Below are 25342 nucleotides of genomic sequence, written 5' to 3'. Positions count from 1 at the left end.
AGCACGCCGACGAAAATGCCAACGGCAATCTTGCCGCCGCGGCCTTTGCCACGCGACTCGGATTGTGCTTGCACAGTACTCACCCCGTTAAGCGTAGCCAGATACTCGCCGGCTGGAAAAGCCCCCTAATGCAAACGCTCAACGCGCGCGGCTGCCTCGTCCACACGCGCCAGGGGCACTTCGCCGCTTTCCACGGCGGCGACAACCAGGTCGATCGTGGCCGGCAGGTCAGCGCCCGTAGACCATAACGCCTGGTCAGCGCCCGCGGCAATGGCCATCTTCACGGCTTGCGGGGTCGGCGCGAAATCTAAAAGTCCGCGCATGCCGGAGAGGTCATCGGTGACAATCACGCCGTCAAAGGGCACACCACCCGGGTAGTCGCCTTCGCGCAGGATGCGATACGCCTCCGGGTTCAGCGAACTTGGCACACCTACCGGCCCCATACCTGGGACGATCATGTGGCCCATCATCACGCTGGCATCAGGAAAACGTGCAAGCAGCGGCCCATACGGAAGCATGTCGAGGGCCTTCAACTCCTCCACGGGTGGGGTCACGGCCAGCTGGTGGTGGGTATCCCCAGAGGCCCGGCCGTGGCCCGGGAAGTGCTTAAACGTCGGCGTCACGCCCGCGTCCACCAACCCCTGGGAGAACAACCCGCCAACGCGCACTACCTCCTCCGGCACGGAGTTGAAGGAGCGGTCCCCCACAATGTCCAGGTCAATCACATCAAGGTCCAAAAGCGGGGCGTAATCCACATTGATGCCGTGGTTGCGCAGGGAAACGCCAATGTCATAGCCGGTTCCCTGGATCACCTCCGGCGGGTTGCCGGCCAGCGCGCGCGGCGGCATGAAGCTGCCCAGCACCTGCGTGTGGCGCTGGACGCGGCCGCCCTCAAAATCAATCGCTACGGAAAAGGCCCGCGGGTACTGCTCCCGCAGCGCGTTAATGTTACGGCCCGGCTCCGTCAGTAGCGCCGGATCCGCCCAGCTCGGGATGATCAACCCGCCAACGCCCTGATCCAGCGCCCAGCGCGCCTGGTCGTAATTAGTCACCCCCACCACCATCAAGGAAGCCACCTTCGCCCGCAGGTCTTGCTCGGGCTCTTGCTTTTCGACGGGTGCTTGAACTGGGGCGGGTACTGGGGTGGGCGTTTGGGCGTCGTCAAGCGAAGGCCCCGAACATGCAGCAAGGCAGCACGCAGTGAGCACAGACGTAAGCCGTGCGCGCATGAAACACCTCCCTGGGAATGAAACGTCATTCACTCTACGCAGCCCGCTCACTGGTAGGGTTCAACGCATGCCGCAACCTGCTGAAAACCGCACCATGTCATCCATCTTGGCCAGTGCTGTCATCGGCGTTGTCCTCGGCCTTGTGGGGGTGCTGGGGCTGGCGGGGTTTTCTGGGCAGACGGTGCCAACCGGCCAGGCCGTGCCGGCGGATGACGCGGTGCTCGGCGGCCCGGAGTACGGCTCCCGACAGTAGTGCGCGCCCATATCCTCGGCTGGATCGGGGCGTTCTGCCTCGCATTTTTACAGCCGCCCGGGCAGGTTGCCGCGGACACCAAGCTGGATTTGGTGGTTAACCCGGCACGTTTCTTGGCGCGCGCTACGCATATATATACGGATGAGTTCCCGCTTGGCCAGCTGCAGAACCAGGCGTACGGGTACCTGTTTCCGCAGGGTGCGTTTTTCCTGCTGGCGGATTTGGCGCATGTGCCGGCGTGGGTGACGCAGCGTTTGTGGTGGGCGCTGATTATGGGGTTGGCGTTTTCGGGGACGTTGGTGCTGGCGCGCCGAAATGGCTTGCCCGCTGGTCTGCCTTCGGTGTTGGCGGCGGTGTTGTACGCGCTATCGCCGCGCATCCTGACCACGCTGACAGCGATCTCTTCGGAGGCTTGGCCGGTGGCACTCGTGCCGTGGACGCTGGTGCCGTTGGTGCAGCGGCGGCCGAACGTGGCGGCGTCTGTAGTCGTGGTGGCGTGCATGGGCGCGGTCAACGCCACCGCCACCATCGCCGCGTGCCTGCCTGCGTTTATTTATCTTCTGTGGCGCGGCCAATTCCGGCGGGCCGCCGGGTTCACGCTCGGGGCGGTGGCGGTGTCCGCCTGGTGGCTCGGCCCGCTGCTCATCCTGGGCCGCTACGCGCCGCCGTTTACAGACTTCATTGAATCCGCAACAGTCACCACCGCGTGGCTGAACCCGGTGGAAATCCTGCGCGGCACCACCTCCTGGGCGCCGTTTGTGGACGCGGAGCGCACCGCCGGCCACCTGCTGGCCACCGAGCCCACGTTTGTGCTGGCCACCTGCGCCATTGCGGCCGTCGGCCTGGTTGGCCTGCGCCGCCTTCCGCGTGAGTTTGTCGCCATGTTCGCCCTCGGGTTCGCGTTGCTCGCGGGTGCGCATTGGGGCATTTCGCTTCTCGACGCCCAACTCGCCCCCTTCCGCAACCTCCACAAATTCGACCCCCTGATCCGTTTGCCGATGGCGCTTGCGGTGGGTGCTGCACTCACAAACAGGCGCACAAGAGTCAACCGCGCGCAGGTGGCGTGCGTGGCGTTGGCGGCGGTGGTGGCCACCTCACCGGCGTGGTCCTTGCGGCTGCTGCCAGTTGGTACGTGGGCTTCTGGTCTGAAGGCTGGCGTGTCGCAGGATTGGGTGGAGGCCTGCGAGTACATCGATAAGCACGCCGCGGGGACGCGGACGTTGGTGGTGCCGGCGGCGTCGTTCGCTCGCCAGGAGTGGGGGTGGACGCGCGATGAGCCGATCCAGGCGCTGTGCAACTCCCCGTTCGTGTTCCGCGACGCAATCCCGCTGGTAGAACCGGAAGCCATCCGCGGCCTGGACGGCCAGACTGCGGTGGTGGATGAAGAAGCGCTGCGCGCGATCGGCGTGGGCGCAGTCGTGGTGCGTCGCGACCTTGAGCACCAAACCCCCACCCCGTCTTTGGGCGTGCCCACTGCGAACTTTGGTGATGTGGACGTGTTCCTGCTTGACCCTGCGCGCGACATGATGATCACCGCCGATGCGCCTTTGCTTATTAGCGCCGGCGGGGAAGCCCTCCCCCTCATCTGGCGAGAGCTCGGCTACTTCCCCACCGTGCTGACCCAGGGCGATGTTGATCATCGCCCCGAAATCGCCACGGACACCCCCGCACTCGCCGTGCGTAATTACGGCCGCTTGGACGGCCAGTCGGCGCACTTGGCGGATCTGGAGGAAGAGCGCTCTGTGTACAACCGCGTGAAGGATTACCCCAGTGCGGGCACCCCGGTCGGTGTGACTATGCAGGGCGGCAGCGTGGAGGCGTCTTCAAGCGCCAGCGCGGCGCGCTCCGTGACCTCGGCGTTTGACGGGCTGGACGATACCGCCTGGTGGCCTGCCCCGGGCGACCCCACCCCACGCCTGACAATTCGCAGTGACGCCACCACCGCCACCATCACCGCCACCGCAAACACGCAGGTGGTTGTAGACGGCCGCACCGTGTCCCTTGTCGGCGGCGAACCGCGCGAGGTAGCCAAACACGACACGGTCATGGAGATTGAACTGACCGAACCGGTTGGCATTACGCAGGTAGACGCCGGTATCACGCGCATTGTGGAGCTGCCCGAAACCGACGCCCGCACGCTTGTCTTCCAGCGCCACTTCCCCGCCACGGACGTGATCCAGCGCCGCTTCACCACCACCACGGACGCCACGTGGCAGCTCACCGCGCGCGCCACCATCGACGGCACCGAATACGAACCCGGCCCGGTCCACCTGCCCGCCGGCACACACGAGCTGACCAGCCGCGCACAGGTGGTCATGCTCACCCAACCCTTGGCGCTGCCCACCTGGTCGCCCTTCAACGGCACGGTCGAAGCGGCAGATACCGAACGCATCATCATCACAACCCGCGGGTTCAACTCGGGGTTGCGCGCAACCGCAGGCAACCATGAGCTCGAGCCTTTGCTTATCGACGCCTCCACGCAAGCCTTTATCGTCCCACCCGGCGTATCCGGCGATTTCCGCATGTGGCACGCGGGCGATGTGGCGTACCGTGCAAGTTTGGCCTTCGGCGGGGCGTTGTCACTGCTGACGGTGGCGGCGTGCCTGTGGGTGCCGTGGCGCCGCTCGGGGCCGGCGCCGCGTGCGCTGGCGCGCCCAATTGCCGGCGTGGTGGTGTTGGCGGCGAACCCGCTAGTCGGTGCGGCGGCGTTGGCAACCGCCTGGGTGGTTGAGCGCTTCACCTTGATCCGCGGCAGCTGGCTGGCGTTTGCTGCAATGTTGGTTGCCGGGCTGTGGCTGGCACGCGCGCCGTGGCCTGCGGAAAACTACGCGGGCGACAGCCTCTTGCTCACCTTCGCCGGATGCTTGGCCATCGCGGCGGCCGCGGGACGCTCCACCAGCTCGTACGAGGCGTACGACACCACCAGCGACGCCACGGTAGTAAACACCCACACCGGTACGAAGTGGCCGCTGAACCAGGGCACGCCGAGCGTCGGAAAGGCGAAGTAAAGCACCGCCACGTGCCACAAAAACAGCGAGTATGACCAGCGGCCCAACGTGCGCATGGGGTGGCTGGCAAGCACACTTTGCGCCCCGGCTTCCGGCCCGGCCAGCGCGTACGGGCCAACGATGAACGCCGCGAAGAAGGTCCCCAAAATCACGCGGACGTTGAACTCCGCAGGTGTTGGGTGTGTCAGCCCCGCGGGACCTGCAATACCCGCCAGGTACGCGATGGCTGCGGCGGCCAGCAACCACGGCCAGCGCGGGCCACGCCAGCGAACGCCGAGGCGCTCCAGCTCCGCCAAGATAAGGCCCACGGCAAACCACGGGGCGTACGAGGGTGGCCACGTCTGCTGGTCCACCAGCCACGGCCACGCCAACCCGAACGGCACGGCGATCAGCAGCGCGAGCTGCCGGCCGCGCTCCCCCAGCGCCATGTATGCGGGCAACACCAGGTAGAACGCCACCTCCACGCACAGAGACCACAGTTGCGTCAGCCCCTCGATAAGCCCGTCGGGCACGTAGACCTGCAGCAAGAAAATGTTGGCCAGCACCTGTTGGAGGCTCACGTGGGTCAGCGGCGGCAGCACAACCAAGACTACGGTCACGCAGGTGAGGTAGGCCGGGGCGAGACGGACGAGGCGTCGATAGTAATAGCCCTTTGCCACCCACTGACCGCGAGAGAGCAGGAAAGCCGAAAGTGCGAAAAACACCGCGACGAAGTAATCAAAGCGCTCCACAAACGTGGACGTCAGCCCGGTCTGGAAGGCCACATGCGTGGTCAAAATGCCAAGGGCAGCGAGGCCGCGCAGGCCATCAAGCTGGGGCAGCACTGGAGATACGTTAGGGTTTGCGATGTGGCCATTGTAGGAAACGCCCGCCACTTCAACCCCGTAGTGGCCTACGGTGCCGCCCTTGTTGTTGCGGTGACATGGCCGTTTCTCATGCCCGGCCAGGCGTTTGCGCTGCGCGACATGCTGGTGTTCGACGGCATGTATCTCACTCGCGCCTCCCTCGGCTACGGCGATCTGCCGGCGCGCAACGTGCCGCAGGATGCGCTACTAGCCATCGTTCCAGACCCGGTACTGGCGCTGCGCGTGATTATGGTTGCCGCGGCCACGTGCGCCGCGGTGAGCGCCTACCGGCTGGGTCGCAGCCCTTTTGGCAAGGCCGCGGCGATGACGGTGCTGCTGTGGAACCCGTTTGTGGTCGAACGCCTCTTGCAGGGCCAGTGGTCCTTGGTTGTCGCAGCCTGGCTGTTGCCTGCGGTGTTTTGCGCGCCGGTGCCGCTGCGCGTGCTGGCGCATTGGCTGGCGTCGTTGACTCCCACGGGTGCGCTTGCGGCGGCGGCGTTCGCGCGCGGACGGCGGGGGCTTTTAGTCTCTGTGGTGACGTGCGCGCCGTGGGTTGTGGCCAGCGTTGCCGCAGGTAGCGGTGGTACATCTTCGGCGGCGGCGGTGCAGGCCTTCGCCCCGCGCGCGGAGGCGTTCGTAGGCACGCTGGGTTCTCTAATGGGCCTTGGCGGGATCTGGAACGGTGCGGCGGTGCCGTGGTCGCGCGAGGTTGGCTTTGCGCTGTTTGGCCTGTTGCTTTTGCCGCTGTTGGCGCTCGGCTGGCGCGGTGTTCCGCGTCGCTGGCTGTGGCTTGCTGCCCTGGGTGCGGCCATCCCGCTCGCCGCCTGGGCCGGGCTGACTGCTCCGGTTGTGCAGCACATGCCCGGGGGCGGGTTGCTTCGCGACTCCACCAAGTTCCTCCTCCTCACCCTCCCCGCCTGCACCGCCGCCGCGGGCCACCTCAGCGGCAGGTGTGCCGCTACCGCTCTTGGTGTTGCGTTCCTGCAGGTCCCGGACGCCTCACTCGCCTTATCTGTTTTGGCCCCCACCACGGTTGCCGTACCTGCAGTTGATCACCGGGGCCGCGACGTCTTCTTCGAAAACGCGCCGACGCTTTTGCTTACCGACGCCCACACGCCCACCCTCAACCCCGCCCCCAAAGCCATGAACGTGGTGGAATCCGGCGCACTTTCAGTCGACGGTGTGGAAGTAGACCCGCCATCGGCGCGTTGGGTGGCGGCTTCTGATGCTGTTGGCTCTGGTGGGGCCGCTGGATCTCTGGATTTGCTTCGGGACCTCGGTGTTGGGCTCGTGGTGTACGAGGACGGATCCGTGCTGGATACGGGGGCTCCCGCGCGTGGTTTGCCGCCGCTTGGGGTAGCACTTTTTGCGTTGTGGTGCGCGGTTCCGCTGCTCGGAATCACGAAACGTGACCAAAATCACATTTCAAACCACTTCTCCCCTGACCTGCACATTTAGCGATATTAGTTGAGCTTCACCCATTAATGGCGGCCGCCAATCGTGGACACCCTTGCATGATTCGTGCCACATGCTTAAAGTGAACTGCAGGTTAACAAATGGTTACGAGAGGAGGCCCCCAGGATGCCACATAGGCACCACGCAACATCTGCAATCACAACTGACAACTTTTCGGCCTCACATACCGCCGTACATACACGAGACGCGTAACCGCACAACTCATCTGAAAGGAACTAGAACAATGCGTAGCTTCAAGGACATCAACAACATCGACTTCTCCATCGTTCGCGAGCGCGCCCTGCGCAATATCCGCGAAGACCTGATCGCTGAGTGGTCGGATCGTTTCGACGCCATGGAGATCAACGACGCTTTCGACGCCGTCCTCCGCTCCCGCCGCGCCGGCGCCAAGGTTGAAGACTTCCTGCCGGTCCTGGTGGAGAAGGAAATGAAGAACCGCCTGTACGCAGGCGAGCTCTTCCCGGCCTCCGCGTAGGACTTCACGCGCAAAACTTCACGCGCAAAATTTCATAGCGAAAAATGTCTGCTAGTGGGACGTGACGTCTCACTAGCAGACATTTTTTATGGCCCGGCTAAACCGAAAACTGCTAGGCTTTTAAACCATGTCGGTAGCTTGCACGAGCTGCCTGCGAAAACTCAGCGAACGCCAAGAACCCCGCCACTGCCTGGGTTATGGCAGCTCTATGGCGCCCTGTGGCTACACAGTAGGGCCGGGCAGTTCAACTCTGCCCACAGCACAGTTTTGTAGCCTGCACAACGCACATGGGCATAGATCCTCACAAGGGGTCAGCATTGATTACCAGTTACTACCGCGGCGTTGGGGGTTTGAAGCAGCAGTTTCGTGCAGGTGAGGGTTGGGAACGGGGACATAAACACAGAAGGAGAACCAGCATGTTGCTTGCAGAAGCACTCGCCCGCCGCGCTGAGGCGCAGGATCGTCTCAACGCGCTGACGCAGCGCCTGACGGAGGGCGCGCTGATCCAGGAAGGCGACACGCCTGCTGAGGATCCGACTGCCATGCTCAATGAGGCCTCGGAACTCCTGCAGGAGATTGAGACGCTGGTGCGTCGCATTAACCACACCAACTCGCAAACCCCGTTTGAGGGGGCGACGCTGACGGATGCGATTGCGCGCAGAGACGCATTGCTGCGCGCCCGCCGCCTGTACTCGCACGTTGCGGATGCTGGCTCTGCTCGCCAGAACCGCTACTCCCGTTCGGAGGTGCGCTACGTCCCCACCGTGGACGTTGCGCAACTGCGCGCCATGGCGGACACGGCGTCTGCCGAATACCGCCAGCTAGACACCAAGATTCAGCAGCTGAACTGGTCCACCCAGCTCATTTAGCTGAGTCCGCGACAACCTCTTCAAGCACCTGCTCGAACCGGCGCCCCGTCTCCTCCCAGGAGAACCGGCCAGCCCACAAACGAGCGGCCTCGCCATAATCACCGCGCATGGTCTCAATGACGGCGTCGGTAAAAGACTCGCCGTCAGCAACAAGGCGGCCGGTCACGCCGTCCACGATGGAGTCGCGTACGCCGCCGGCGGAGGAAAACGCCACCGTCGGCACGCCGTGCTGCGCGGCCTCAATCACCGCAATCCCCCACCCTTCCTTGCGCGAGGGCAGCAGGTGCACCGCGGCACGCTCCAGCAGCGCATGTTTGTGTTCCTCGGACACGTGCCCGTGGAACACCACCTTGTCCGGGCCCAGGCCTCGGCTTCGCGCGTATTCGCGCAGCTTGTCGTCCCACCAGCCGGAGCCCACCACATCCAGCACCGCCCCCTCGATCGCGGCGACGGCATCAATCGCCAGCTCAATGCGCTTGTGCGGGACGAGGCGGGAGACGGTGATGAGGTGCACGTTGGCGTCGTCAAGCAGGGAAATGCCCCTCGCCACCGGATCAACCCCGTTTTCCACAATGTCAATCGGCTCAGTCACACCGAGGGAGAGCAGTTCGCTTTTCGACGCCTCCGAGACCGTCACATACCTCGCCCCGCGATACACCCTTGGTGCGATTGTGGATTCCAAAAACCAGCCGAACCGGCCAATGATCGGGCCCGCCACCGGCCATTGTTCGCGGTGGCAATGGTGCGTGAGCAGCACCGTTGGGCGGAAAAACAGGCGGGCGAAAAACGGGATGCCGTTTTGGGTATCCACCACCACGTCCGGCCGGTTGTGCAGAATCGACAGTGGCGCCAGCACGTAGACGCCGTACTTGCCGCCGGCGCGCTCATAACGCACCCCATTTTTAGTGCTGCGCCGCGGCGCATCCGTATGCTTTGCGGTGCGGTAAATCACCTCGTGGCCTTGCGCCGCCAGGTACTCGCCGACACGCTCAAGGTAGCGCTCCGAGCCACCGCCTTGCGGGTGGGTGGAATCGCGCCAGCACATCAGCAGTATCTTCATCGGTATGTACCGTACCCGCAGACTAGCCACGCTTCGACGTTCGCTGCGCCTGCTGCGCTCCTTCACTTACGAACAGTTCCGCCCACGGATCTTCTACGAAGGGTTGGCGCGCGATACGCATGTGCTTCTTAGCGCCCTCACGCAGGACCTGACCAACCGCAGTTTGGCGGGCCAACGCGTGCTGGATGTGGGTGGCGGGCCGGGGTATTTCGCCGACGTATTTTCGGATACCCAGTACGTAAGCCTTGAGCCGGACGTGTCAGAGATGAGCGCTGCCGGCATCAGCGGCTACGGCGCCGTGCGTGGCGACGCGCTTGCACTGCCCTTTGCGGACAACACCTTCGACATCACGTTTTCCTCCAACGTGGCCGAACACATCCCCGACTGGCAGGCCATGGCGCGCGAGATGCAGCGCGTGACCCGCCCCGGCGGCCTTGTCGTTGTGAGCTACACGGTGTGGCTCGGACCGTTCGGCGGCCACGAGACCGGCGCGTGGCCGCATTACGTCGGCGGGGAGTTTGCGCGGCGCAGGTACACGAGGGTCCACGGGCACGAGCCGAAGAACCGCTTCGGCGAAACCCTCTTCGCCGTCTCCGCCGCCGAGGGCCTGCGCTGGGCCGAGTCCACCGGCCAGCTTGCCTTCGCGTTTCCCCGCTACCACCCGTGGTGGGCGTGGTGGCTCACTCGCGTGCCGCTGCTTCGGGAGTTCGCCGTTTCCAACCTTGTGCTTGTGTTGAGGAAGGGTTAGCCCAAGGGGTTGAACAACAAAATGCCCGCCTCACGGCGGGCATCCTGCAAAATTAACAACAGATCTTGTCTGAAGTTTTCCGCTACTAAAGCTACATGACTAAATCTGCTCTAGTCAAGCATTTTCAGCAGCTCCTGACACGAAACCACTACGCCTGGCCGGTGGACTCCAGCCACTCGCGGGTCGCCTTGTTGGCGGCCTTCACGCGGTCGCCCAGGCGGCCGAGCTCGTCGAAGATCTCCTTCGGCACGCGGGCGCCGAGCTCCTCGAAGTACTCGTGAGCCTCCTCGACGTCGTTCTTCCACAGGTCAGGACCTGCGTAGAGGGCCTCCTGCACATCCTCGAACGGGATGTCCAGGCCGGTGAGGTCGATGTCCTCTGCACGAGCGGTCAGGCCAGCGACGGTCTCGTTGCCACCAACGCGGCCCTCGATGCGGTCCACGATCCACTTGAGCACGCGGGAGTTGTCGCCGAAGCCCGGCCAGAGGAAGCGGCCGTCATCACCACGGCGGAACCAGTTGACCAGGAAGACGGCCGGCATGCGGTCGCCGCCCTTGGCACCCATGTCAATCCAGTGCTGCAGGTAGTCGCCCACGTTGTAGCCAATGAACGGCAGCATTGCCATCGGGTCGTGGCGCAGGGAGCCAACCTTGGCCTCAGCAGATGCTGCGGTCTGGCCGGAGGAGAGCATCGCACCGATCAGGGTGCCGTGGTTCCAGTTGTGTGCCTGGGTAACCAGCGGGACGGTGTCTGGGCGGCGGCCGCCGAAGAGGATCGCGTCAATCTTCACACCAGCCGGGTCGTTGTACTCCGGTGCAGCGGTCGGGCACTGCTCAATTGCCACGCAGTAGCGGGAGTTCGGGTGCGCGGCCTTGCGCTCATCGTCCGGCGTCCAGTCGTTGCCGCGCCAGTCAATGAGGTGCTCCGGTGCGTCGCCGTCCATGCCTTCCCACCACACGTCACCGTCATCAGTCAGGGCGACGTTGGTGAACAGGGTGTTGCCCGGCTCCATGGTGCGCATGGCGATCGGGTTGGAAGCGTAGTTGGTGCCCGGCGCAACGCCGAAGAAGCCGTTCTCCGGGTTGACGGCGTACAGGCCGTCCTCGCGCAGGTGCAGCCACGCAATATCGTCGCCCACAACCTCGGACTTCCAGCCTTCCAGGGTTGGGGTGATCATGGCCAGGTTGGTCTTGCCACATGCGGACGGGAATGCGCCGGTGACGTGGTAAACCTTGCCCTCTGGGGAGGTCAGCTTCAGGATGAGCATGTGCTCCGCCATCCAGCCTTCTTCCTTGCCCATGACGGATGCGATACGCAGCGCGTAGCACTTCTTAGCCAAAATGGCGTTGCCGCCGTAGCCGGAGCCGTAGGACCAGATCTCCTTGGTTTCCGGGAACTGGGAGATGTACTTGGTCTCATTGCACGGCCAAGCAACGTCTTCCTCGCCCGGCTCAAGAGGTGCGCCCACGGAGTGCAGGCAGGGCACGAAGTTGTCGCCCTGGATCTTGTCCAGTGCCTCGGTGCCCATGCGGGTCATGATGCGCATAGACATTACCACGTAGGCAGAGTCAGTCAGCTGCACGCCCAGCTTCGGGTCCGGGTCCGTGATCGGACCCATGCAGAACGGCACGACGTACATCGTGCGGCCCTTCATGGAGCCCTTGAAGTGCTCAAGCATCTCTTCCTTGAGCGCTTCCGGCTTCATCCAGTTGTTGGTTGGGCCCGCGCCTTCCTGCTTCTCGGTGGAGATGAAGGTGCGGGATTCCACACGTGCCACATCCGACGGGTTGGAGCGAGCGAGGAAGGAATTCGGTCGCTTTTCCTCGTTCAGCTTGATCAGCGTGCCTTTTTCAACCAGCTCGGCGGCGAGGCGGTCCCATTCTTCCTGGGAGCCATCCGCGAACACCACGCGGTCCGGGTTGAACAGTTCCACTGCGTCGTTGATCCAGGCGATCAGTGCCTGGTTGTCCGTAGGTTGCGTGCCTTCCAATCGCTGCACTGCAGTCATGGTTACTCCTTGGCCTTAGTAAGTACAGTCCCTACCTCCCAACACTACAGAGCTTTTGCTTATAGACGCAGACTTTTTCTCTCCCGGCGCGCTTACTTGCACCGATGCACGTCATGTGGACAATTGAGGCAATGAATAAAGAGGCACAAAACATTTCCGAGCTGCCCTCCGGCAGGCCGATGCAAACCCAGTTTGATACCGGGTTGGATTACCCCCGTTTGGGTTCCGTGACGTTTCGCCGCGGCACGCTGACGGATAACCAAGAGGCGTTGTTTGAACAGCACTGGCCGCGGCTGGGCCGCATTTTGGCTGATGAGCTGATTGATGTAGACGCCTGGTTTGGCCGCTCCGGCCACCCCACGGTTGTGGAGATCGGCTCCGGCACCGGCACGTCTACCGCGGCGATGGCGCCGCTTGAGGCGGACACCAACGTCATTGCCGTTGAGCTGTACAAGCCGGGTTTGGCCAAGCTGTTGGGCTCCGTTGTGCGTGGTGAGATTGACAACATTCGCATGGTGCGTGGCGACGGCGTTGAGGTCCTTGCCCGCATGATCGCCCCGGAATCGTTGGACGGCGTGCGCATTTTCTTCCCGGATCCGTGGCCGAAAGCGCGTCACCACAAGCGTCGGATTATTCAGTCGGGGACGTTGAATTTGATAGCTAGCCGTCTTAAAGCAGGAGGCGTGCTGCACGTAGCTACTGACCACGCGGATTACGCGGAGTGGATCGATGAGCTGGTGAACGTGGAGCCGAGCCTGGAGTACAAGGGCTGGCCGTGGGCGGATGCCCCGCTGCTCACGGATCGCCAGGTGATCACCAAATTTGAGGGCAAGGGCCTGGACAAGGATCATGTGATCCGCGAGTACCTCTGGCAAAAGCGCGATGAGCGCGAAGAGAAGACTGGGGAGAAGTAACCCTACATGGACCTGCACGACAAAATCCACCCGTACACCCCAGGCGCAGCACCGGGGCCTGCAAGCTACCTGCTGGTTTGGGACGCGCCGAACCTAGACATGGGCTTGGGTGCGATCCTGGGTGGTCGCCCGACAGCCTCGCATCGCCCCCGCTTTGACGCGGTTGGTCGTTGGCTGGTTGGTGAGGCCACGCGCCTTGGCGCAGAGCCTGAGGCGACCTTGTTTACCAACGTCTCTCCCGCAAGTGCGGATTCGGTCCGCCCCTGGGTTGAGGCGCTGCGCAACGTGGGTTTTGCCGTGTTTGCCAAGCCGAAGGACGGCGAGGATTCTGATGTGGACCAGGACATGCTGGATCACATTCAACGTCGTGTAGATGAGGGCGTGCTGCGTGGCCTAGTGGTGGCGTCGGCAGACGGCCAGAACTTCCAGGAAGAGATCGAGCGGCTCGCGCAGACCATCCCGGTGACCGTGATCGGGTTCCACGAACACGCTGCGTGGGCGGTCAGCTCCGAGCACCTGAAGTTTGTGGATTTGGAAGACATCCCGGGTGTGTTCCGTGAGCCGCTGCCGCGCGTGAACCTGGATAACCTGCCGGTTGGTGGCGCGTGGCTGCAGCCGTTCAGGCCGCTGGCGGCGCTGCTTACCGGCCATGGTGCTTCGGGGGCCGGGCAGTGAATGACGGCATGAGTAACGGTGCATTCGCCCAGTGGGGGCGCGTTGCGTATCGCGGTCGGCGCATCATCCCGGTGATTCTGATCGCGCTGATTGCGTTAGGGCACCTCCTGTTTGGTGCTCATTTGGGCGACCGCCTCTCCCAGGAGGGTTGGGAAGATCCGCGGGCGGATTCCACTACTGCTGCGGTGATTGAGCAGGAGACGTTTGGCCGCGACAATTCCGGCGACGTGATTGTGCTTGTCAGTGCTGCCGATGTGAATGACCCAGCGGTGTTCAATTCGGCGAATGAGCAGATCAGCGCACTGAAGGATCGTCCTGAGGTTGCTGGTATCCGCAGCTACTTTGCCACCCCGAATGCGGCGTTGATGACGCCGGATGGGACGAAAGCGTTTGCCTCAATTGGCTTGAGTGGTGACGGTGAGCAGACGCTGAAGGATTTCCGCTCCCTGTTGCCCGAGCTTGAGGCCATCGAGATCCCCGGCGCCGAGGTACAGATTGCCGGTGCAACCGCCGTTGCAGACGCCTTGGATAAGGGCATGGCCAACGACATCGCGCGTGCAGAAAAAGTCGGCCTGATTTTTGTGGCGATCATTTTGCTGTTCGTCTTCGGCGGCGTGATCGCGGCGGCGATGCCTTTGATTGTGGGCATTTTGTCCATCATCGGATCCCTGTCCCTGTTGGCCGTGCTTGCACAGTTCCAGCAGGTCAACATCTTCTCCCAGTCCATTATCACGCTGCTGGGCCTGGGCCTGGCCATTGATTACGGCCTGTTTATGGTCTCCCGTTTCCGCGAGGAGCTGGATAAGGGACGCACCACCGAAGAAGCCGTGATTGAAACCACCGCCACGGCTGGCAAGACGGTGTTTTTCTCCGCGCTGATGGTGGGTGTGGCGTTGTCGGGTCTGTTCATGTTCCCGCAAGCGTTTTTGAAATCGGTGGCATACGGCGCGATTAGCGCGGTGCTGCTCGCCGCGATCATTTCCGTGACGGTGCTGCCTGCCATGTTCGGCATGCTGGGGCCGAAGATTGATAAGTGGGCGGTGCGTCGCAACAACACCAAACCGCATCGCTTGTGGACGTCTATGCCGTCTTGGGCCATGCGCCACGCCAAATCCACCACGACCGGTGTCACGGCGCTGTTGCTGTTGATCACGGTGCCGATTGTCACCATCACGTTCGGCGGCATCAATGAGTCCTACCTGCCGCCGCAGCAGGAGACCCGCCAAGCCCAAGACGCGTTCAACGAGGCCTTCCCGGCGTACCGCACCGACCCGGTCAAGCTGGTGATCTCCGGTGCGGACAACCAGCAGCTGGGCGCGATCATGCAGCAGGCTCGCCAGGTTGAGGGCTTTGCCACCCCGCTGGCACCTTCGCGCCCGACGACGGACGGCGTGAACGTACTTTCCGCTCCCCTGGCAGACCGCAACGGCGGCCAAGAGGTCATCGACCAGCTGCGCGCCATTGACACCCCGGAGGGCGTAGACGTCTACATTGCGGGTACCCCGGCCATGGAGGTCGAATCCATCGAGGCGCTGCTGGAACGCCTGCCGTGGATGGCGCTCTACATGATCCTGGCCACGTTCCTGTTGATGGCTATCGTGTTCCGTTCAATGATCCTGCCGGCGAAGGCCGTGATCATGAACGTGCTCGGCATCGGCGCAACGCTTGGCTTCCTCACCCTGGTCTTTGTCCAAGGCGTGGGCTCCGGCCTGCTCAACTTCACACCCGGCCCGCTGATGAGCCCGGTGCTGGTGCTGATCATCTCCATCCTGTACGGCCTATCCACGGACTATGAGGTGTTCCTGGTCTCCCGCATGGTGGAGGCTCGCCACAAGGGTGCGGATACAGACACGGCGATTAAGGACGGCACGGCGCACACCGGCGGCATCATCACCGCAGCAGCCGCCATCATGATCGTGGTTGCCGCGGCGTTTGCTGCCAGCGACATCGTGATGATGAAGTACATCGCCTACGGCATGATCTTCTCGCTTGCGCTTGACGCCACGATCATCCGCCTGCTGCTTGTACCCGCGGTGATGCATTTGCTTGGAGAGGACAATTGGTGGATGTTCGGCAAAGCGTCGGCAAGCAATAGCTCCCGCCCGGAGGGCGAAATCCCGATTGAGGACACGGTGGTGGACGCGCAGCCGTACCGCAGCGGGGTGAGCGTGGGAGAGAATTCCCAGCTCGTGCCGTTTTCGCAGCTGATGCGCGATCTGCAAGAGCGTGAACGTTAAAACCTGGCTGCGCTGGCTCGCACCACTTGCGGTGTTGGTGCTGGTCCTGGTGATGTTTCGGGACCGGATGCCGTTTTTGGGCGAAGCGTGGGAGCTGGCCAGACACGCGGACACCGGGTTGTTGTTTGGCGCGGCGCTGAGCGCGAACCTGGCCATGTTTGCCATGTCAGCGGTCATGCAGATCCTGGTCAACGTAGACCGGCGCGTGGCCAACCCGGTGAACACCAACGCGATTGTGTACGCCTCGAATGCCTGGTCCACCTCGGTGCCGGGAGGCCCGGCAATCTCAGCGTGGCTGACGTATCGGGTGCATCGCTCCTGGGGTGCATCCACGGGCGTGTGCGGCTGGTTTTTCGTGGTCTCGGGTGCGCTGAGCACCGTGTGGATGGCGCTGATTGGCGTAGCCGCGGTGGTGTTTCTGGGCGCTGAGCTCTCGCCTGCCACGCTCGGCTTGAGCCTCGGCGGTGCGGTGGCGATCATGGCGGCGGTGTTCTGGGCGATCATGCATCCTGCGGCGTTGAAACGCTGGACGCCAGCGCGCGCGCATTCGCTGATTGACCAGGTGGCGGCGATTCGCATCTCCCCCGGCTCTTTCGCACTCGCTGCACTGTTTTCTCTGCTCAATCGGCTTTTGGACGTACTGACGCTCCTCCTGTGCGCCGCCGCCGTCACCGATTCACGCCTCAGCGTTTCCGCGATCTGCCTGGCGTTCATCATGATCAAACTCGCCGGCGCCGCCCAGATCACTCCAGGTGGCGTGGGCACGGTTGAGCCGGTTGCGGTTGCCATGTTGGTTGCCGGGGGCTTTTCGCTTAGCGACGCCACCGCCACCACCCTCATCTACCGCCTCATCTCATTCGCGTTGATCACAGCCATTGGCTGGGTGGTGTATGCCACGACGTATGCGCGGATGGGGCTAGGCTTGCGGTCATGAAAAACGCCTCCGTACAGACCCCCACCGCTATTGCCGCTGACTACGTTGCGATTGCCGTTTTCGCACTCGCCGCGCGTGCCGCACACCAGTCCGAAACCATGCCGTTTACCTTCACCGGCTGGCTGTCCACCCTCTGGCCGTTCGCCTTGGGTGTCACGCTTGGCTGGCTGATCGTGCGCGACAACAAGGGTGGCGCCATCTGGGGCATCACCGTGATCACCGGCCTGGTCATCTGGGGGATTCGAAACCAGGCGATTCCGCACTGGTCCTTCGTCATTGTTGCCACCATCATGTCAGCGCTGTTGATGCTGGGGTGGCGCTTTGTGGCGTCGAAAGTAAAGTAGGGCTCCCGGGCTTAGAACGAAGAACCCCAGTTGTACAGCGGGTTGCCGGATGCCAAGCCGTTGAAGAACCAAACGAGGCCGTTGATCAGGTCACCGAGGATATCTACAGCGCTGGAAAGCATATGAAAACCTTTCTTACTGGGTTTCTCCAGTTGTTACAGGGGTGCAATTGTGTGCTTCTTAGGCAGGTCGAACTCCTGCTTGGTTGCCAGTTGGCGCAGGGCACGCCGCAAAGCAAGGCGAGTCTCAGACGGCTCGATCATTGAATCGATGAAACCACGCTCAGCGGCAACATACGGAGAGGTCATGTTCTCGTCGTAGAAGTCCATGAACATCTTCTTCATTGCCTCGCGCTGCTCCGGGTCCTCAATCGCATTGAGTTGCTTGCCCTGCAATGTAATCGCTGCAGCGGCCGCGCCCATTACAGCGATCTGCGCCGTCGGCCACGCCAGGTTCAAATCGCCCGACAGGTTCTTCGAGCCCATCACCGCATACGCGCCGCCGTAGGCCTTGCGCACAATCAGCGTCACCTTCGGCACGGTTGCCTCCACACCAGCGAACGCGAACTTCGCGCCGCGGTGAATCAGGCCTTGACGCTCCTGCTCCACGCCCGGCATGTAGCCAGGCGTATCAACGACGTAAACGATGGGGATGTTGTAGGCGTCGCACGTACGGATAAAACGCGCGCCCTTATCGGCGGCATCCGCGTCGATACACCCCGCGAGGTACATCGGGTTGTTGGCTACGAAGCCGACGGGTTTGCCGTCAATACGCCCGAAGGCACAAATGAGGTTCTCTGCGTAGTTCGATTGGATTTCAACGAGCTCTTCATCATCACCAAGCTGGACCAGAAGGTCCATCATGTCGTAGCCAGCGTTGGTGTCATCCGGCAGAAACTCGTTGAGGTGCGCATCATCCAGCTCATCGTCCGCGGGCGCCGGGAAGGTTGGCACCGCATCAAACGCGGAAGTAGGCAGGTGATCTAGCAGGTCACGCACGAAATCGAAGGCCTCTTCCTCCGAATCCACAACGGCAGAAATGTTGCCGGCCTGCTCCTGCTGGCGCGCGCCACCCAGCTCAGCGGACGTGATGTCCTCGCCCGTGACCTCACGGATCACGTTCGGGCCGGTGACGTACATCTCCGTCTGCCCATCCACAGCGATGACAAAGTCCGTGGTCACCGGCGCATACACCGCGCCACCGGCGGACTTGCCCAGCATGATGGAGATCTGCGGGCACCGGCCAGACAGCGGCAACTGACGGCGCGCAATCTCCGAATACATGGCCAGAGACGTCACAGCGTCCTGAATACGCGCGCCACCAGAATCCTGGATGCCAATCACTGGGCAGCCGATCTTGATGGCAAACTCCATCACTTCGACCACCTTGCGGCCAAAGGTCACGCCGACGGAACCGCCGTAGACGGTCTTGTCGTGGGCGTAGATGGCTACCGGGCGGCCGTCGATACGCCCGTAGCCCGTCACAACACCGTCGGAATACACCGCGTTTTCATCGCCTGGGGTGCGGGCCAGGGCGCCGATCTCGACGAAGGAGCCTTCGTCCAAAAGCGCCGCAATGCGTTGGCGCGGCGTAGTAATCCCAGCATCATCGCGCTTCTTGCGGGAGCGCTCAGAGCCCGGGTCCTGCGCCTTGTCTAGGCGCTCGCGCAAATCGGCGAGTTTTTCAGCGGTTGTCATCGCTTGCCTTCGATCCAATCGTTCATGTGCTTGCCAACGATGCCTACCGCTGGCTCATCCACTACCGCTAGATGGTCACCCGGCAAGTGCACGATGGTCAAATCCTGGACGATTTTGCCCCAGCCGCCGTCCTCATCAATGTGGGCGTAATTGGGCTCCAACCGGATCGCACCGTCATGCATCCGTTCCGCACGGAACAACAGCACCGGCACTGTCACATCCGCCCAGCGGGTGAAGTCGAGGTGGTTCAGGATCTGGTTATCCACAAACGACGCCCGCTGGTGTTCCAGCACACCGGAGGCCAGACCGTGCTCGGAAGCGTCCGTGTTGGCCAGGAACTCCCGCAGCATCTCCATCAGCGCCTCTTCGCCTGCGGTTTCCAGCAGCTCATACGGCACCTCGAAGTCCAGGCCGTAGGTCTCCTTGGCAAACTCGGCGTAGCGGCCCCAACGTGCCTTGGTTTCCTCCATCGTGCGCGGGATCGGCACCGACGGTTGCGTGGTGTCCAGCAGCGCAATGAAATCAATACGCTCGTTGCCCAGCTGGTGTGCAACCTCGTACGCCAACGCGCCGCCGAAGGACCAGCCGGCCAGGATCACCTTCCGCTCACCCGCGATGCGCTCGATGTCACGCACGTACTCTGCCGCGCGCTCTTCGATCGATCCTTCTCTGCGCTCAACGCCATACACCGGCACGTCATCGCCCAAGCGTCGCGCAAGCGGCGCATACACGGAGCTCGAACCACCGGCCGGGTGGAACACAAACACCGGATTCTTATCCGGCGAACCGTCGCGGAACACGCGAATGTTGCCATCCACTGGGGTCTCAAGCCCCTCACGCACCTTGTTGGCCAACGGCTCCAGGGTCTCCGCGTCCAGCACGTCCTGGGCGCTGACCTCAATGCCGGAACGCTCCGTCAGATGCGCGGCAATCTCTTGCGCCTGATCGTTGGTGATCTGCGGTAGCGGGCTGGTCACACCAGCTGCGGCCGCGCCCGCGTACTTCGCCCAGGTGCCAAACACCATGCGTTCCGACGCATCACGCGGCGCCACACCAACACCAGCACCGCCAGCACCGCCAGCAGCTGGTTTCTCTGCGTCCGGTTTCTCTGCGGCAGGCTCAGCTGGCGCAGGCTCAGCATCAGCCTCAGGTGCCTCCGCCCTACCAGCAACGGCGTCCTCGACCATGGCAATGACGTCGGCCACAGAAGCGTCGCGAAGCGCCTGCACCTGCAGCGGAGGAATCTGGAAGTCATTCTCAATGCGGTTCTTAATGCGCATGCCCATGAGCGAATCCAGGCCAAGGTCAATCAGCGGCAACTCATCCGGCAGATCCTCTGCCTCAAAGCCCATGGAATCAGACACTATGGCGCGCAGGCGCTCCTCCACCGTCTCCTCTGCCGGGTTCCAGCGGAACGCCTCGATGCCGTCGGCGTCATCGGAGCCAGACACAGAGGTGGAAACGGCGTCTGCGTCGGAAGCCGCGACCTCGGTGACACCGGCCAGTGGTGCCGCGCCCGTGCCCAGGGTGGTGGCAAAACCTTCCGCAATCAGCGTGTCACCGTCGTACACGCGGATGCTCGCACCGCCAAGGGTGGTGGTGACCATGGTGGTCACGTCACCGTCCGCGGGCAGGTACCCATGCTCCTCGGTGGCAACCACGCGCGAGCCCGGAAGCACCTCCGCCGCAGCGGACTCAATGAGCTGGTACGGGCTGAACACCGAATCCGCAGGCGCAGAGAACGCCGTCACACCATTCGGCAGCTTCACGGAAGCCGCGCCCGACTGCGGACGCGACGTAGTCCACAGGTGGTTGCGCTGGAAGGTGGTCCGCGGGGCGTCGATACGCTTGCCCTCACCGTAGAAACCAGTGAAGTCGACCTTCTGGCCCTGCACGTACAGCTTGGCGGCGAGATCCAGGAGGGTCTCGGCCTCATCCAGCTTGCGCTTGGTGGTAAACAGCAGCTGCGCATCCGGCTTGCCCGCGGCAAACGCGGTGTTCATCATGCCCATCAACGCAACCGGGTTCGGGGTGATCTCCACCAGCGTGGAATGCCCTGCATCAAACGCCGCCTGGGTGGCGTCCTGGAAGTACACCGGCTGGCGCGTCATGCGCAGGAAGTACTCATCCGTGTGCACCACAGAGCCAACCGCGTAGGTCACCCCCTGGTCCACAGAGGAAAACAGCGGCACCGTGATCGGGCGGGCGTGAATGCCAGCAATCTGGCCGGCGAGATCACCCATGATGGAATCCAACATGGAGGTGTGTCCCGCGCCGCGCACGTTGAGCTTGCGGGCGAACTTCTCCTCAGCAGTGAGCTTCTCCACCAGGGCGTCGACGGCCTTGCTCGGGCCACCAACCGTGGTCATGCCCGGGCCCGCGTACACGGCGGGCTCTACGCCCTCGATGTCGGCGAGCTGGTCCGCGGCCAGCTCCACCACAGCCATCGCTCCTTCCTGATCAGTGCCGGCGATCAGCGCTTCGCCCTCACCCATCAGGCGGGCACGCTGGCAGGCAATCATCATCGCATCCGTATCAGTGATGCCACCTGCGGCATACGCAGCGGCAATCTCACCCATGGACATGCCCATCACACCAGCCGGGCGGATCCCCATGCTTGCCAGCAGATCCGTCTGGGCGATCTGGATGGCGGTGATGGTGACTTGGCCGGTTTGGGTGTCGTACGTCTGCGCGTCGTTATCAATCAGCTCGACCATGGACCAGCCGGATTCGAACTTCACCACCTCATCCAGCTCACGCATGCGGGTGGCAAACAGCTCGCTGGCCTCCATCAAACGCTTTGCCATTTTGCGGTGCTGCGAGCCAAAACCGGAGTACACAAACACCGGCCCCACAGGCTCCGGGGAATCCGCAACGGCGATACCTGCGCCCTTGCCCTCAGCAATCAGGCGCAGGCGGCTCACCGCCTCATCCACCGTGCTAGCGGTAACCACTGCGGAGGAACGGCCGTGGTTTCGCTTGGCCAACGAGCGCGCGACCGGAATCAGATCACTATCCGGGCGGCCTTCCAAGAAATCAGCCAGCGTTGCTGCTGCAGCCTTCCTGCGGCTCGGCAGCATGCCGGACACCGGCAACGCGGCCACGTCTAGGCCAGCAAAGCCGGTGCTTGCAGTACCGGAAGTACCGGAAGCACCAGAAACAGCCGGGTCGTCTTCGTAGTCCGCCGGATCAAAGTCCGTGACCACCACGTGTGCGTTGGTGCCGCCGAAGCCGAAGCCGGACACGCCAGCAATCCTGCGGCCGGAGTAGCAAGGCCACTCGCGCGGATCAGCCACCACCTCAATGTGCTCAGCGTCAAAGTCCACGTAGCGGTTCGGGCCGTTGAAGTTGGCGGTTGCCGGAATCGTGTCGTGCTTGAACGCCTCCAGCACCTTGATCAGCGCCACCACACCCGCGGCGGATTCGGAGTGGCCGATGTTGGACTTCGCAGACCCCAACAGCACCGGGTTAGCAGCCGTGCGGTCGCGTCCCAAAACGCGGCCCAAAGCCGTCGCCTCAATCGGGTCACCCAGGATGGTGCCGGTGCCGTGGGCCTCAACCAGGTCCACGTCAGCCGGGTCAATGTCCGCGTCCAGGTAGGCGCGCTCCAGCACGTCCACCTGCGCATCCGGGTTCGGCGCGGTCAGGCCGTTGGAGTGGCCGTCCGAGTTGGTGGCGGAGCCCTTGATCACGGCGATGATATTGTCACCGTCCGCAATCGCGTCCGCCACGCGCTTGAGCACCACAAAACCTGCGGCTTCGGAGCGCACGATACCGTCTGCGTCATCAGAAAACGCCTTGATCGAACCGGTCGGCGAAATCACGCCGAGCTCAGAGAACATCAACGACGCAAACGGGTTGGCCAGCACGTTCACGCCACCAGCCAGCGCCACATCGCACTCGTGCTCACGCAGCGCGCGCACCGCGTGGTGGGTAGACACCAGCGAAGACGAGCACGCGGTGTCCACGTTCATGCTGGGCCCACGGAAGTCGAAAGCATAAGAAATGCGGTTCGGGATAATCGCACTGGACGCACCGGTCAGCGCATAGGGGTGTGCCTGCGCCGGGTCCGCACCCATCAACATCCCGTAATCATTCGCGCTGGAACCCACGAACACACCAACCGGCGTGCCGCGCAGGCTGTCGGCCGGAATGTGCGCATCCTCCAGCGCCTCCCATGCGGTTTCCAGCATGATGCGCTGCTGCGGGTCCATGTGCTGCGCCTCCAGCGGCGACAGCCCGAAGAACTCGTTGTCAAAGCTGGCGATGTCGTCCAAGTACCCGCCGTCGGTGGATTCCTCCGCCATCTTGGTTTTCAGGTACGCATCGCCTGAGTACTCGCTCCAGCGCCCGGGGGGCAGTGGGGAGGTGCTCACGCGACCGTCGATAAGCAACTGCCAAAACTCGCTCGTGTTGGCAGCGCCCGGGAATCGGCCGGCCGCACCCACAATCGCAATGTCGCGCTCCGCGGGGGAGCTTATGTTTGCTTGCTTGCGGCCACGTGACGCCCTTTCCGGCACCACCGTCAACGCACGCGCAAGCTCCGCGATCGTGGGGTATTGGTACGCAATCGTCGGGTCCAGGCGGCGGCCTAGGAGGGTCTCCAGCTCACCGGACAAGATGACAGCGTCCCGAGACGAAAGTCCGTAGGACTCAAGCGGCTTGACGGGGTCAACGGTATCCTCCCCCGTTGTTTTCTTTACCCACTGCTCGAGCCATTGGATCAATTCGTGTTCAGTCATACACACAGACCTTATTACCGCTCCATGAATTTCTTAGCGTTTACGCGGCGAGCGATCTTGCCAGAAGAGGAACGCGCAATGCCATTCGGGGGATAGAACTCAATAACAGACGGCGCAATACCGTGCTTAGTGGTCACCGCGAGACGGATCGCATCCTCTGCGGCAGCGTCGCCATCCTCGGAAGCCGTGTCAGCGCGCTCTACCAAAAGGATCAGACGCTCCACGTCCTCACCCGGCACGGCGAACGCCGCGACGGAATCCGGACGCACGTGCTCGCTGGCCTCCTGCACGGTGGCCTCAATGTCCTGCGGGTAGTGGTTACGGCCAGCCACAACCACCAGGTCCTTCACGCGGCCAGTGATGTAGAGGTGTCCGTTCAGGAGCACGCCCAGGTCACCGGTGTTGAGCCAGCCGTCCTTCGGCAGGTTCTCCTGCAGCGTCTCACCGATGGTGTTGCCGAAGGTCTCCGCGGTTTCCTCATCACGGTCCTGGTAGCCCTTGGCCACGTTCGCGCCGTGGATCCAGATCTCGCCCACGTTGCCTTCCGTCAGCTCATTGCGGCTCTCCGTGTCCACAATGGCAAACTTCATCAGCGGCACCGGCTGCCCGTTGGACGCGAACGGCACGCCGTCTGCGGACTCCTCCGCACGGCCCTGCGCCAGCGCCTCACGGTCAAAGTAGGTGAACTTCGGACGCTCATCCGTCTGCGGGGTAGACACAATCAAGGTAGCCTCCGCCAGACCGTAGGAAGGACGCAGCGCCTTGCGGTCCAGGCCCTTCGGGGTGAAGGTGTCCAAGAAGGCATCAACGCTGGTCTTGGTCACCGGCTCAGAGCCACAGATCACAGCCTCAACCTGGGAGAAGTCATAGTCCTTCTCGCCTGCGTAACGTGCCGCGAGCTCAAGCGCGAAGTTCGGCGCCACCGTGTAGATGTGCATGTCTTCCGGATCCTCGGCGCGGCGGTCCAGGCGGTCCATCCAACGCTGCGGGCGCTGGATGAAGTCGCGCGGGCTGAAGATCTCAAACTCATTGCCCAGCACCATGGCCAGCGTTGCCAGGATGATGCCCATGTCATGGTGCATTGGCAGCCAAGACACGATGCGCATCGGCTCCTTGACCTGCACTGAGGTGTAGATCTGGATGACGTTGGTAACAATGGACTCATTGGTCAGCATCACACCCGCCGGGTTCCTGGTGGAGCCAGAGGTGTACTGCAGAAACGCCGTGTTGTGTGCGGTGTCCAGTGCGGTTGCCGGGTCTACTGCCGGTGGTTGGAAGGACTCAGCGAGCGTATCCGGCAACGCATCCACAGTGATCACGCGTGGGCGCTCCGCGGCCGGCAGCACGGAGAAGTACTCACGCACCGCAGGCGCTCCCTGCTTGTTGGTCAGCACCGTCTGCGCGTGCGAGTCATGCAGCACAGCCTTCAGGTGCTGCTCATGGCCCGGCTCATTCGGGTCATACAGCGGGATCGGCACCTGGCCGGCGTAGAGCACGCCCATGAACGCGAAAATATACTCCGGCGAGTTGCTTGCCAGGATGGCCACGCGGTCTCCCGGCTGGCCCACCTGCATCAGACGGGCAGCAACTGCCTTGATGCGCGTGTTTGCCTCGCGGCGAGTGTAGGCAACATCTTCACCATCAGGGTTTTGCGAGTAGTCCCAGAAGCGAACGTTGACGTTATCTTTTTCGCCTGCTTGGTACAGCATTTCGGTCATGGCTGGCAGCGTGAATCCCGGCGGGATGCTCACCTGGCCCTTGTCATCGAGGAAGCGTTGGATGATGCTGCTGATATCCATAGGACTCCTTAAACGCGAGATAGTTTTGT

Annotated in this window: 17 protein-coding genes and 1 pseudogene; 11 read left to right on the top strand and 7 right to left on the bottom strand. The window is 63.0% G+C overall.

Annotated elements, in window-relative coordinates:
• Positions 1-125: 125 nt before the first annotated feature.
• A complete protein-coding gene (locus AK829_RS10950; protein ID WP_083439846.1) occupies positions 126-1229 on the bottom strand; it encodes a glycoside hydrolase family 3 N-terminal domain-containing protein in 1104 nt (367 codons plus the stop codon).
• 67 nt (positions 1230-1296) lie between these two features.
• Between AK829_RS10950 and AK829_RS10945 the strand changes: the two genes are divergently transcribed.
• A complete protein-coding gene (locus AK829_RS10945) occupies positions 1297-1482 on the top strand; it encodes a DUF2613 domain-containing protein (protein WP_052205860.1) in 186 nt (61 codons plus the stop codon).
• Positions 1482-4490: an alpha-(1->3)-arabinofuranosyltransferase domain-containing protein gene (locus tag AK829_RS10940; RefSeq protein WP_198147767.1), complete on the top strand. Its 3009-nt coding sequence runs from the start codon at positions 1482-1484 to the stop codon at positions 4488-4490. Before AK829_RS10945 ends, AK829_RS10940 begins: the two co-directional genes overlap by 1 nt.
• On the opposite strand, the pseudogene AK829_RS12840 reads toward AK829_RS10940, so the two are convergent.
• Positions 4445-5254, bottom strand: a pseudogene (locus AK829_RS12840) (acyltransferase family protein); the annotation flags it as partial. The gene AK829_RS10940 and the pseudogene AK829_RS12840 overlap by 46 nt on opposite strands.
• A gap of 84 nt (positions 5255-5338) precedes the next feature.
• Between AK829_RS12840 and AK829_RS10930 the strand changes: the two are divergent.
• The 3 genes from AK829_RS10930 to AK829_RS10920 all read left to right on the top strand — a co-directional run bounded on the left by AK829_RS10930 (position 5339) and on the right by AK829_RS10920 (position 8155).
• Complete coding sequence (locus tag AK829_RS10930; RefSeq protein WP_052205857.1) at positions 5339-6793, top strand: hypothetical protein; 1455 nt, start codon at positions 5339-5341, stop codon at positions 6791-6793.
• A 241-nt stretch (positions 6794-7034) separates the two neighbouring features.
• Positions 7035-7286, top strand: coding sequence for a three-helix bundle dimerization domain-containing protein (locus AK829_RS10925; protein WP_052205855.1), 252 nt, complete (start codon positions 7035-7037; stop codon positions 7284-7286).
• A 416-nt stretch (positions 7287-7702) separates the two neighbouring features.
• Positions 7703-8155, top strand: a complete 453-nt coding sequence (locus AK829_RS10920; RefSeq protein WP_052205853.1) for a DIP1984 family protein — start codon at positions 7703-7705, stop codon at positions 8153-8155.
• Here the strand turns inward: AK829_RS10920 and AK829_RS10915 are convergent.
• Positions 8148-9215, bottom strand: coding sequence for a glycosyltransferase family 4 protein (locus AK829_RS10915; RefSeq protein WP_052205851.1), 1068 nt, complete (start codon positions 9213-9215; stop codon positions 8148-8150). The genes AK829_RS10920 and AK829_RS10915 overlap by 8 nt on opposite strands.
• Positions 9216-9219: 4 nt before the next feature.
• Here AK829_RS10915 and AK829_RS10910 point away from each other — a divergent pair, with 4 nt between their 5' ends.
• Positions 9220-9963 (top strand): class I SAM-dependent methyltransferase, encoded by a 744-nt coding sequence (locus tag AK829_RS10910; RefSeq protein ID WP_052205849.1) that lies wholly within the window; start codon positions 9220-9222, stop codon positions 9961-9963.
• A 148-nt stretch (positions 9964-10111) separates the two neighbouring features.
• Here AK829_RS10910 and AK829_RS10905 read toward each other — a convergent pair whose 3' ends face one another.
• Positions 10112-11971, bottom strand: a complete 1860-nt coding sequence (locus tag AK829_RS10905) for a phosphoenolpyruvate carboxykinase (GTP) (RefSeq protein ID WP_052205847.1) — start codon at positions 11969-11971, stop codon at positions 10112-10114.
• A 131-nt stretch (positions 11972-12102) separates the two neighbouring features.
• Here AK829_RS10905 and trmB point away from each other — a divergent pair, with 131 nt between their 5' ends.
• From trmB to AK829_RS10880, 5 genes are read left to right on the top strand one after another with little or no spacing between them, the layout of a single operon-like run.
• Complete coding sequence (gene trmB, locus AK829_RS10900) at positions 12103-12885, top strand: tRNA (guanosine(46)-N7)-methyltransferase TrmB (RefSeq protein WP_083278935.1); 783 nt, start codon at positions 12103-12105, stop codon at positions 12883-12885.
• Between the two features lie 6 nt (positions 12886-12891).
• Positions 12892-13560: a PIN domain-containing protein gene (locus AK829_RS10895; protein WP_157045358.1), complete on the top strand. Its 669-nt coding sequence runs from the start codon at positions 12892-12894 to the stop codon at positions 13558-13560.
• 8 nt (positions 13561-13568) lie between these two features.
• Positions 13569-15797, top strand: a complete 2229-nt coding sequence (locus tag AK829_RS10890; protein ID WP_052206529.1) for an MMPL family transporter — start codon at positions 13569-13571, stop codon at positions 15795-15797.
• Complete coding sequence (locus AK829_RS10885) at positions 15787-16731, top strand: TIGR00374 family protein (RefSeq protein ID WP_052205845.1); 945 nt, start codon at positions 15787-15789, stop codon at positions 16729-16731. The genes AK829_RS10890 and AK829_RS10885 overlap by 11 nt, the downstream gene beginning before the upstream one ends.
• Positions 16728-17075 carry a DUF3054 domain-containing protein gene (locus AK829_RS10880; protein WP_052205843.1) on the top strand — a complete coding sequence of 116 codons (348 nt, stop codon included), beginning with the start codon at positions 16728-16730 and terminating at the stop codon, positions 17073-17075. The genes AK829_RS10885 and AK829_RS10880 overlap by 4 nt, the downstream gene beginning before the upstream one ends.
• 155 nt (positions 17076-17230) lie before the next feature.
• Here the strand turns inward: AK829_RS10880 and AK829_RS10875 are convergent, their stop codons facing one another.
• The 3 genes from AK829_RS10875 to AK829_RS10865 are packed head-to-tail and all read right to left on the bottom strand — an operon-like array spanning position 17231 to position 25313.
• Entirely contained in the window at positions 17231-18772 is a 1542-nt protein-coding gene (locus AK829_RS10875; protein ID WP_052205842.1) for an acyl-CoA carboxylase subunit beta, read from the bottom strand.
• Positions 18769-23514 (bottom strand): polyketide synthase Pks13, encoded by a 4746-nt coding sequence (pks13, locus tag AK829_RS10870; RefSeq protein WP_052205841.1) that lies wholly within the window; start codon positions 23512-23514, stop codon positions 18769-18771. Before pks13 ends, AK829_RS10875 begins: the two co-directional genes overlap by 4 nt.
• Positions 23515-23528: 14 nt before the next feature.
• Positions 23529-25313 carry a FadD32-like long-chain-fatty-acid--AMP ligase gene (locus tag AK829_RS10865; protein ID WP_052205840.1) on the bottom strand — a complete coding sequence of 595 codons (1785 nt, stop codon included), beginning with the start codon at positions 25311-25313 and terminating at the stop codon, positions 23529-23531.
• Between the last annotated feature and the right edge of the window lie 29 nt (positions 25314-25342).

It is taken from the genome of Corynebacterium riegelii, assembly GCF_001263755.1.
Lineage (GTDB): Bacteria > Actinomycetota > Actinomycetes > Mycobacteriales > Mycobacteriaceae > Corynebacterium > Corynebacterium riegelii.
The sequence above is the reverse complement of the archived record's forward strand: the minus strand, read 5'-3'. Positions and strand labels throughout refer to the sequence as shown.

Bases quoted from the DNA above. Each gene is read 5' to 3' on its own strand.
- AK829_RS10950 (WP_083439846.1), bottom strand. From the start codon at position 1,229: ATGCGCGCACGGCTTACGTCTGTGCTCACTGCGTGCTGCCTTGCTGCA.
- AK829_RS10875 (WP_052205842.1), bottom strand. From the start codon at position 18,772: ATGACAACCGCTGAAAAACTCGCCGATTTGCGCGAGCGCCTAGACAAG.
- AK829_RS10920 (WP_052205853.1), top strand. From the start codon at position 7,703: ATGTTGCTTGCAGAAGCACTCGCCCGCCGCGCTGAGGCGCAGGATCGT.
- AK829_RS10880 (WP_052205843.1), top strand. From the start codon at position 16,728: ATGAAAAACGCCTCCGTACAGACCCCCACCGCTATTGCCGCTGACTAC.
- AK829_RS10910 (WP_052205849.1), top strand. From the start codon at position 9,220: ATGTACCGTACCCGCAGACTAGCCACGCTTCGACGTTCGCTGCGCCTG.
- AK829_RS10890 (WP_052206529.1), top strand. From the start codon at position 13,569: ATGAGTAACGGTGCATTCGCCCAGTGGGGGCGCGTTGCGTATCGCGGT.
- trmB (WP_083278935.1), top strand. From the start codon at position 12,103: ATGAATAAAGAGGCACAAAACATTTCCGAGCTGCCCTCCGGCAGGCCG.
- AK829_RS10945 (WP_052205860.1), top strand. From the start codon at position 1,297: ATGCCGCAACCTGCTGAAAACCGCACCATGTCATCCATCTTGGCCAGT.
- AK829_RS10925 (WP_052205855.1), top strand. From the start codon at position 7,035: ATGCGTAGCTTCAAGGACATCAACAACATCGACTTCTCCATCGTTCGC.
- pks13 (WP_052205841.1), bottom strand. From the start codon at position 23,514: ATGACTGAACACGAATTGATCCAATGGCTCGAGCAGTGGGTAAAGAAA.
- AK829_RS10865 (WP_052205840.1), bottom strand. From the start codon at position 25,313: ATGGATATCAGCAGCATCATCCAACGCTTCCTCGATGACAAGGGCCAG.
- AK829_RS10915 (WP_052205851.1), bottom strand. From the start codon at position 9,215: ATGAAGATACTGCTGATGTGCTGGCGCGATTCCACCCACCCGCAAGGC.
- AK829_RS10905 (WP_052205847.1), bottom strand. From the start codon at position 11,971: ATGACTGCAGTGCAGCGATTGGAAGGCACGCAACCTACGGACAACCAG.
- AK829_RS10895 (WP_157045358.1), top strand. From the start codon at position 12,892: ATGGACCTGCACGACAAAATCCACCCGTACACCCCAGGCGCAGCACCG.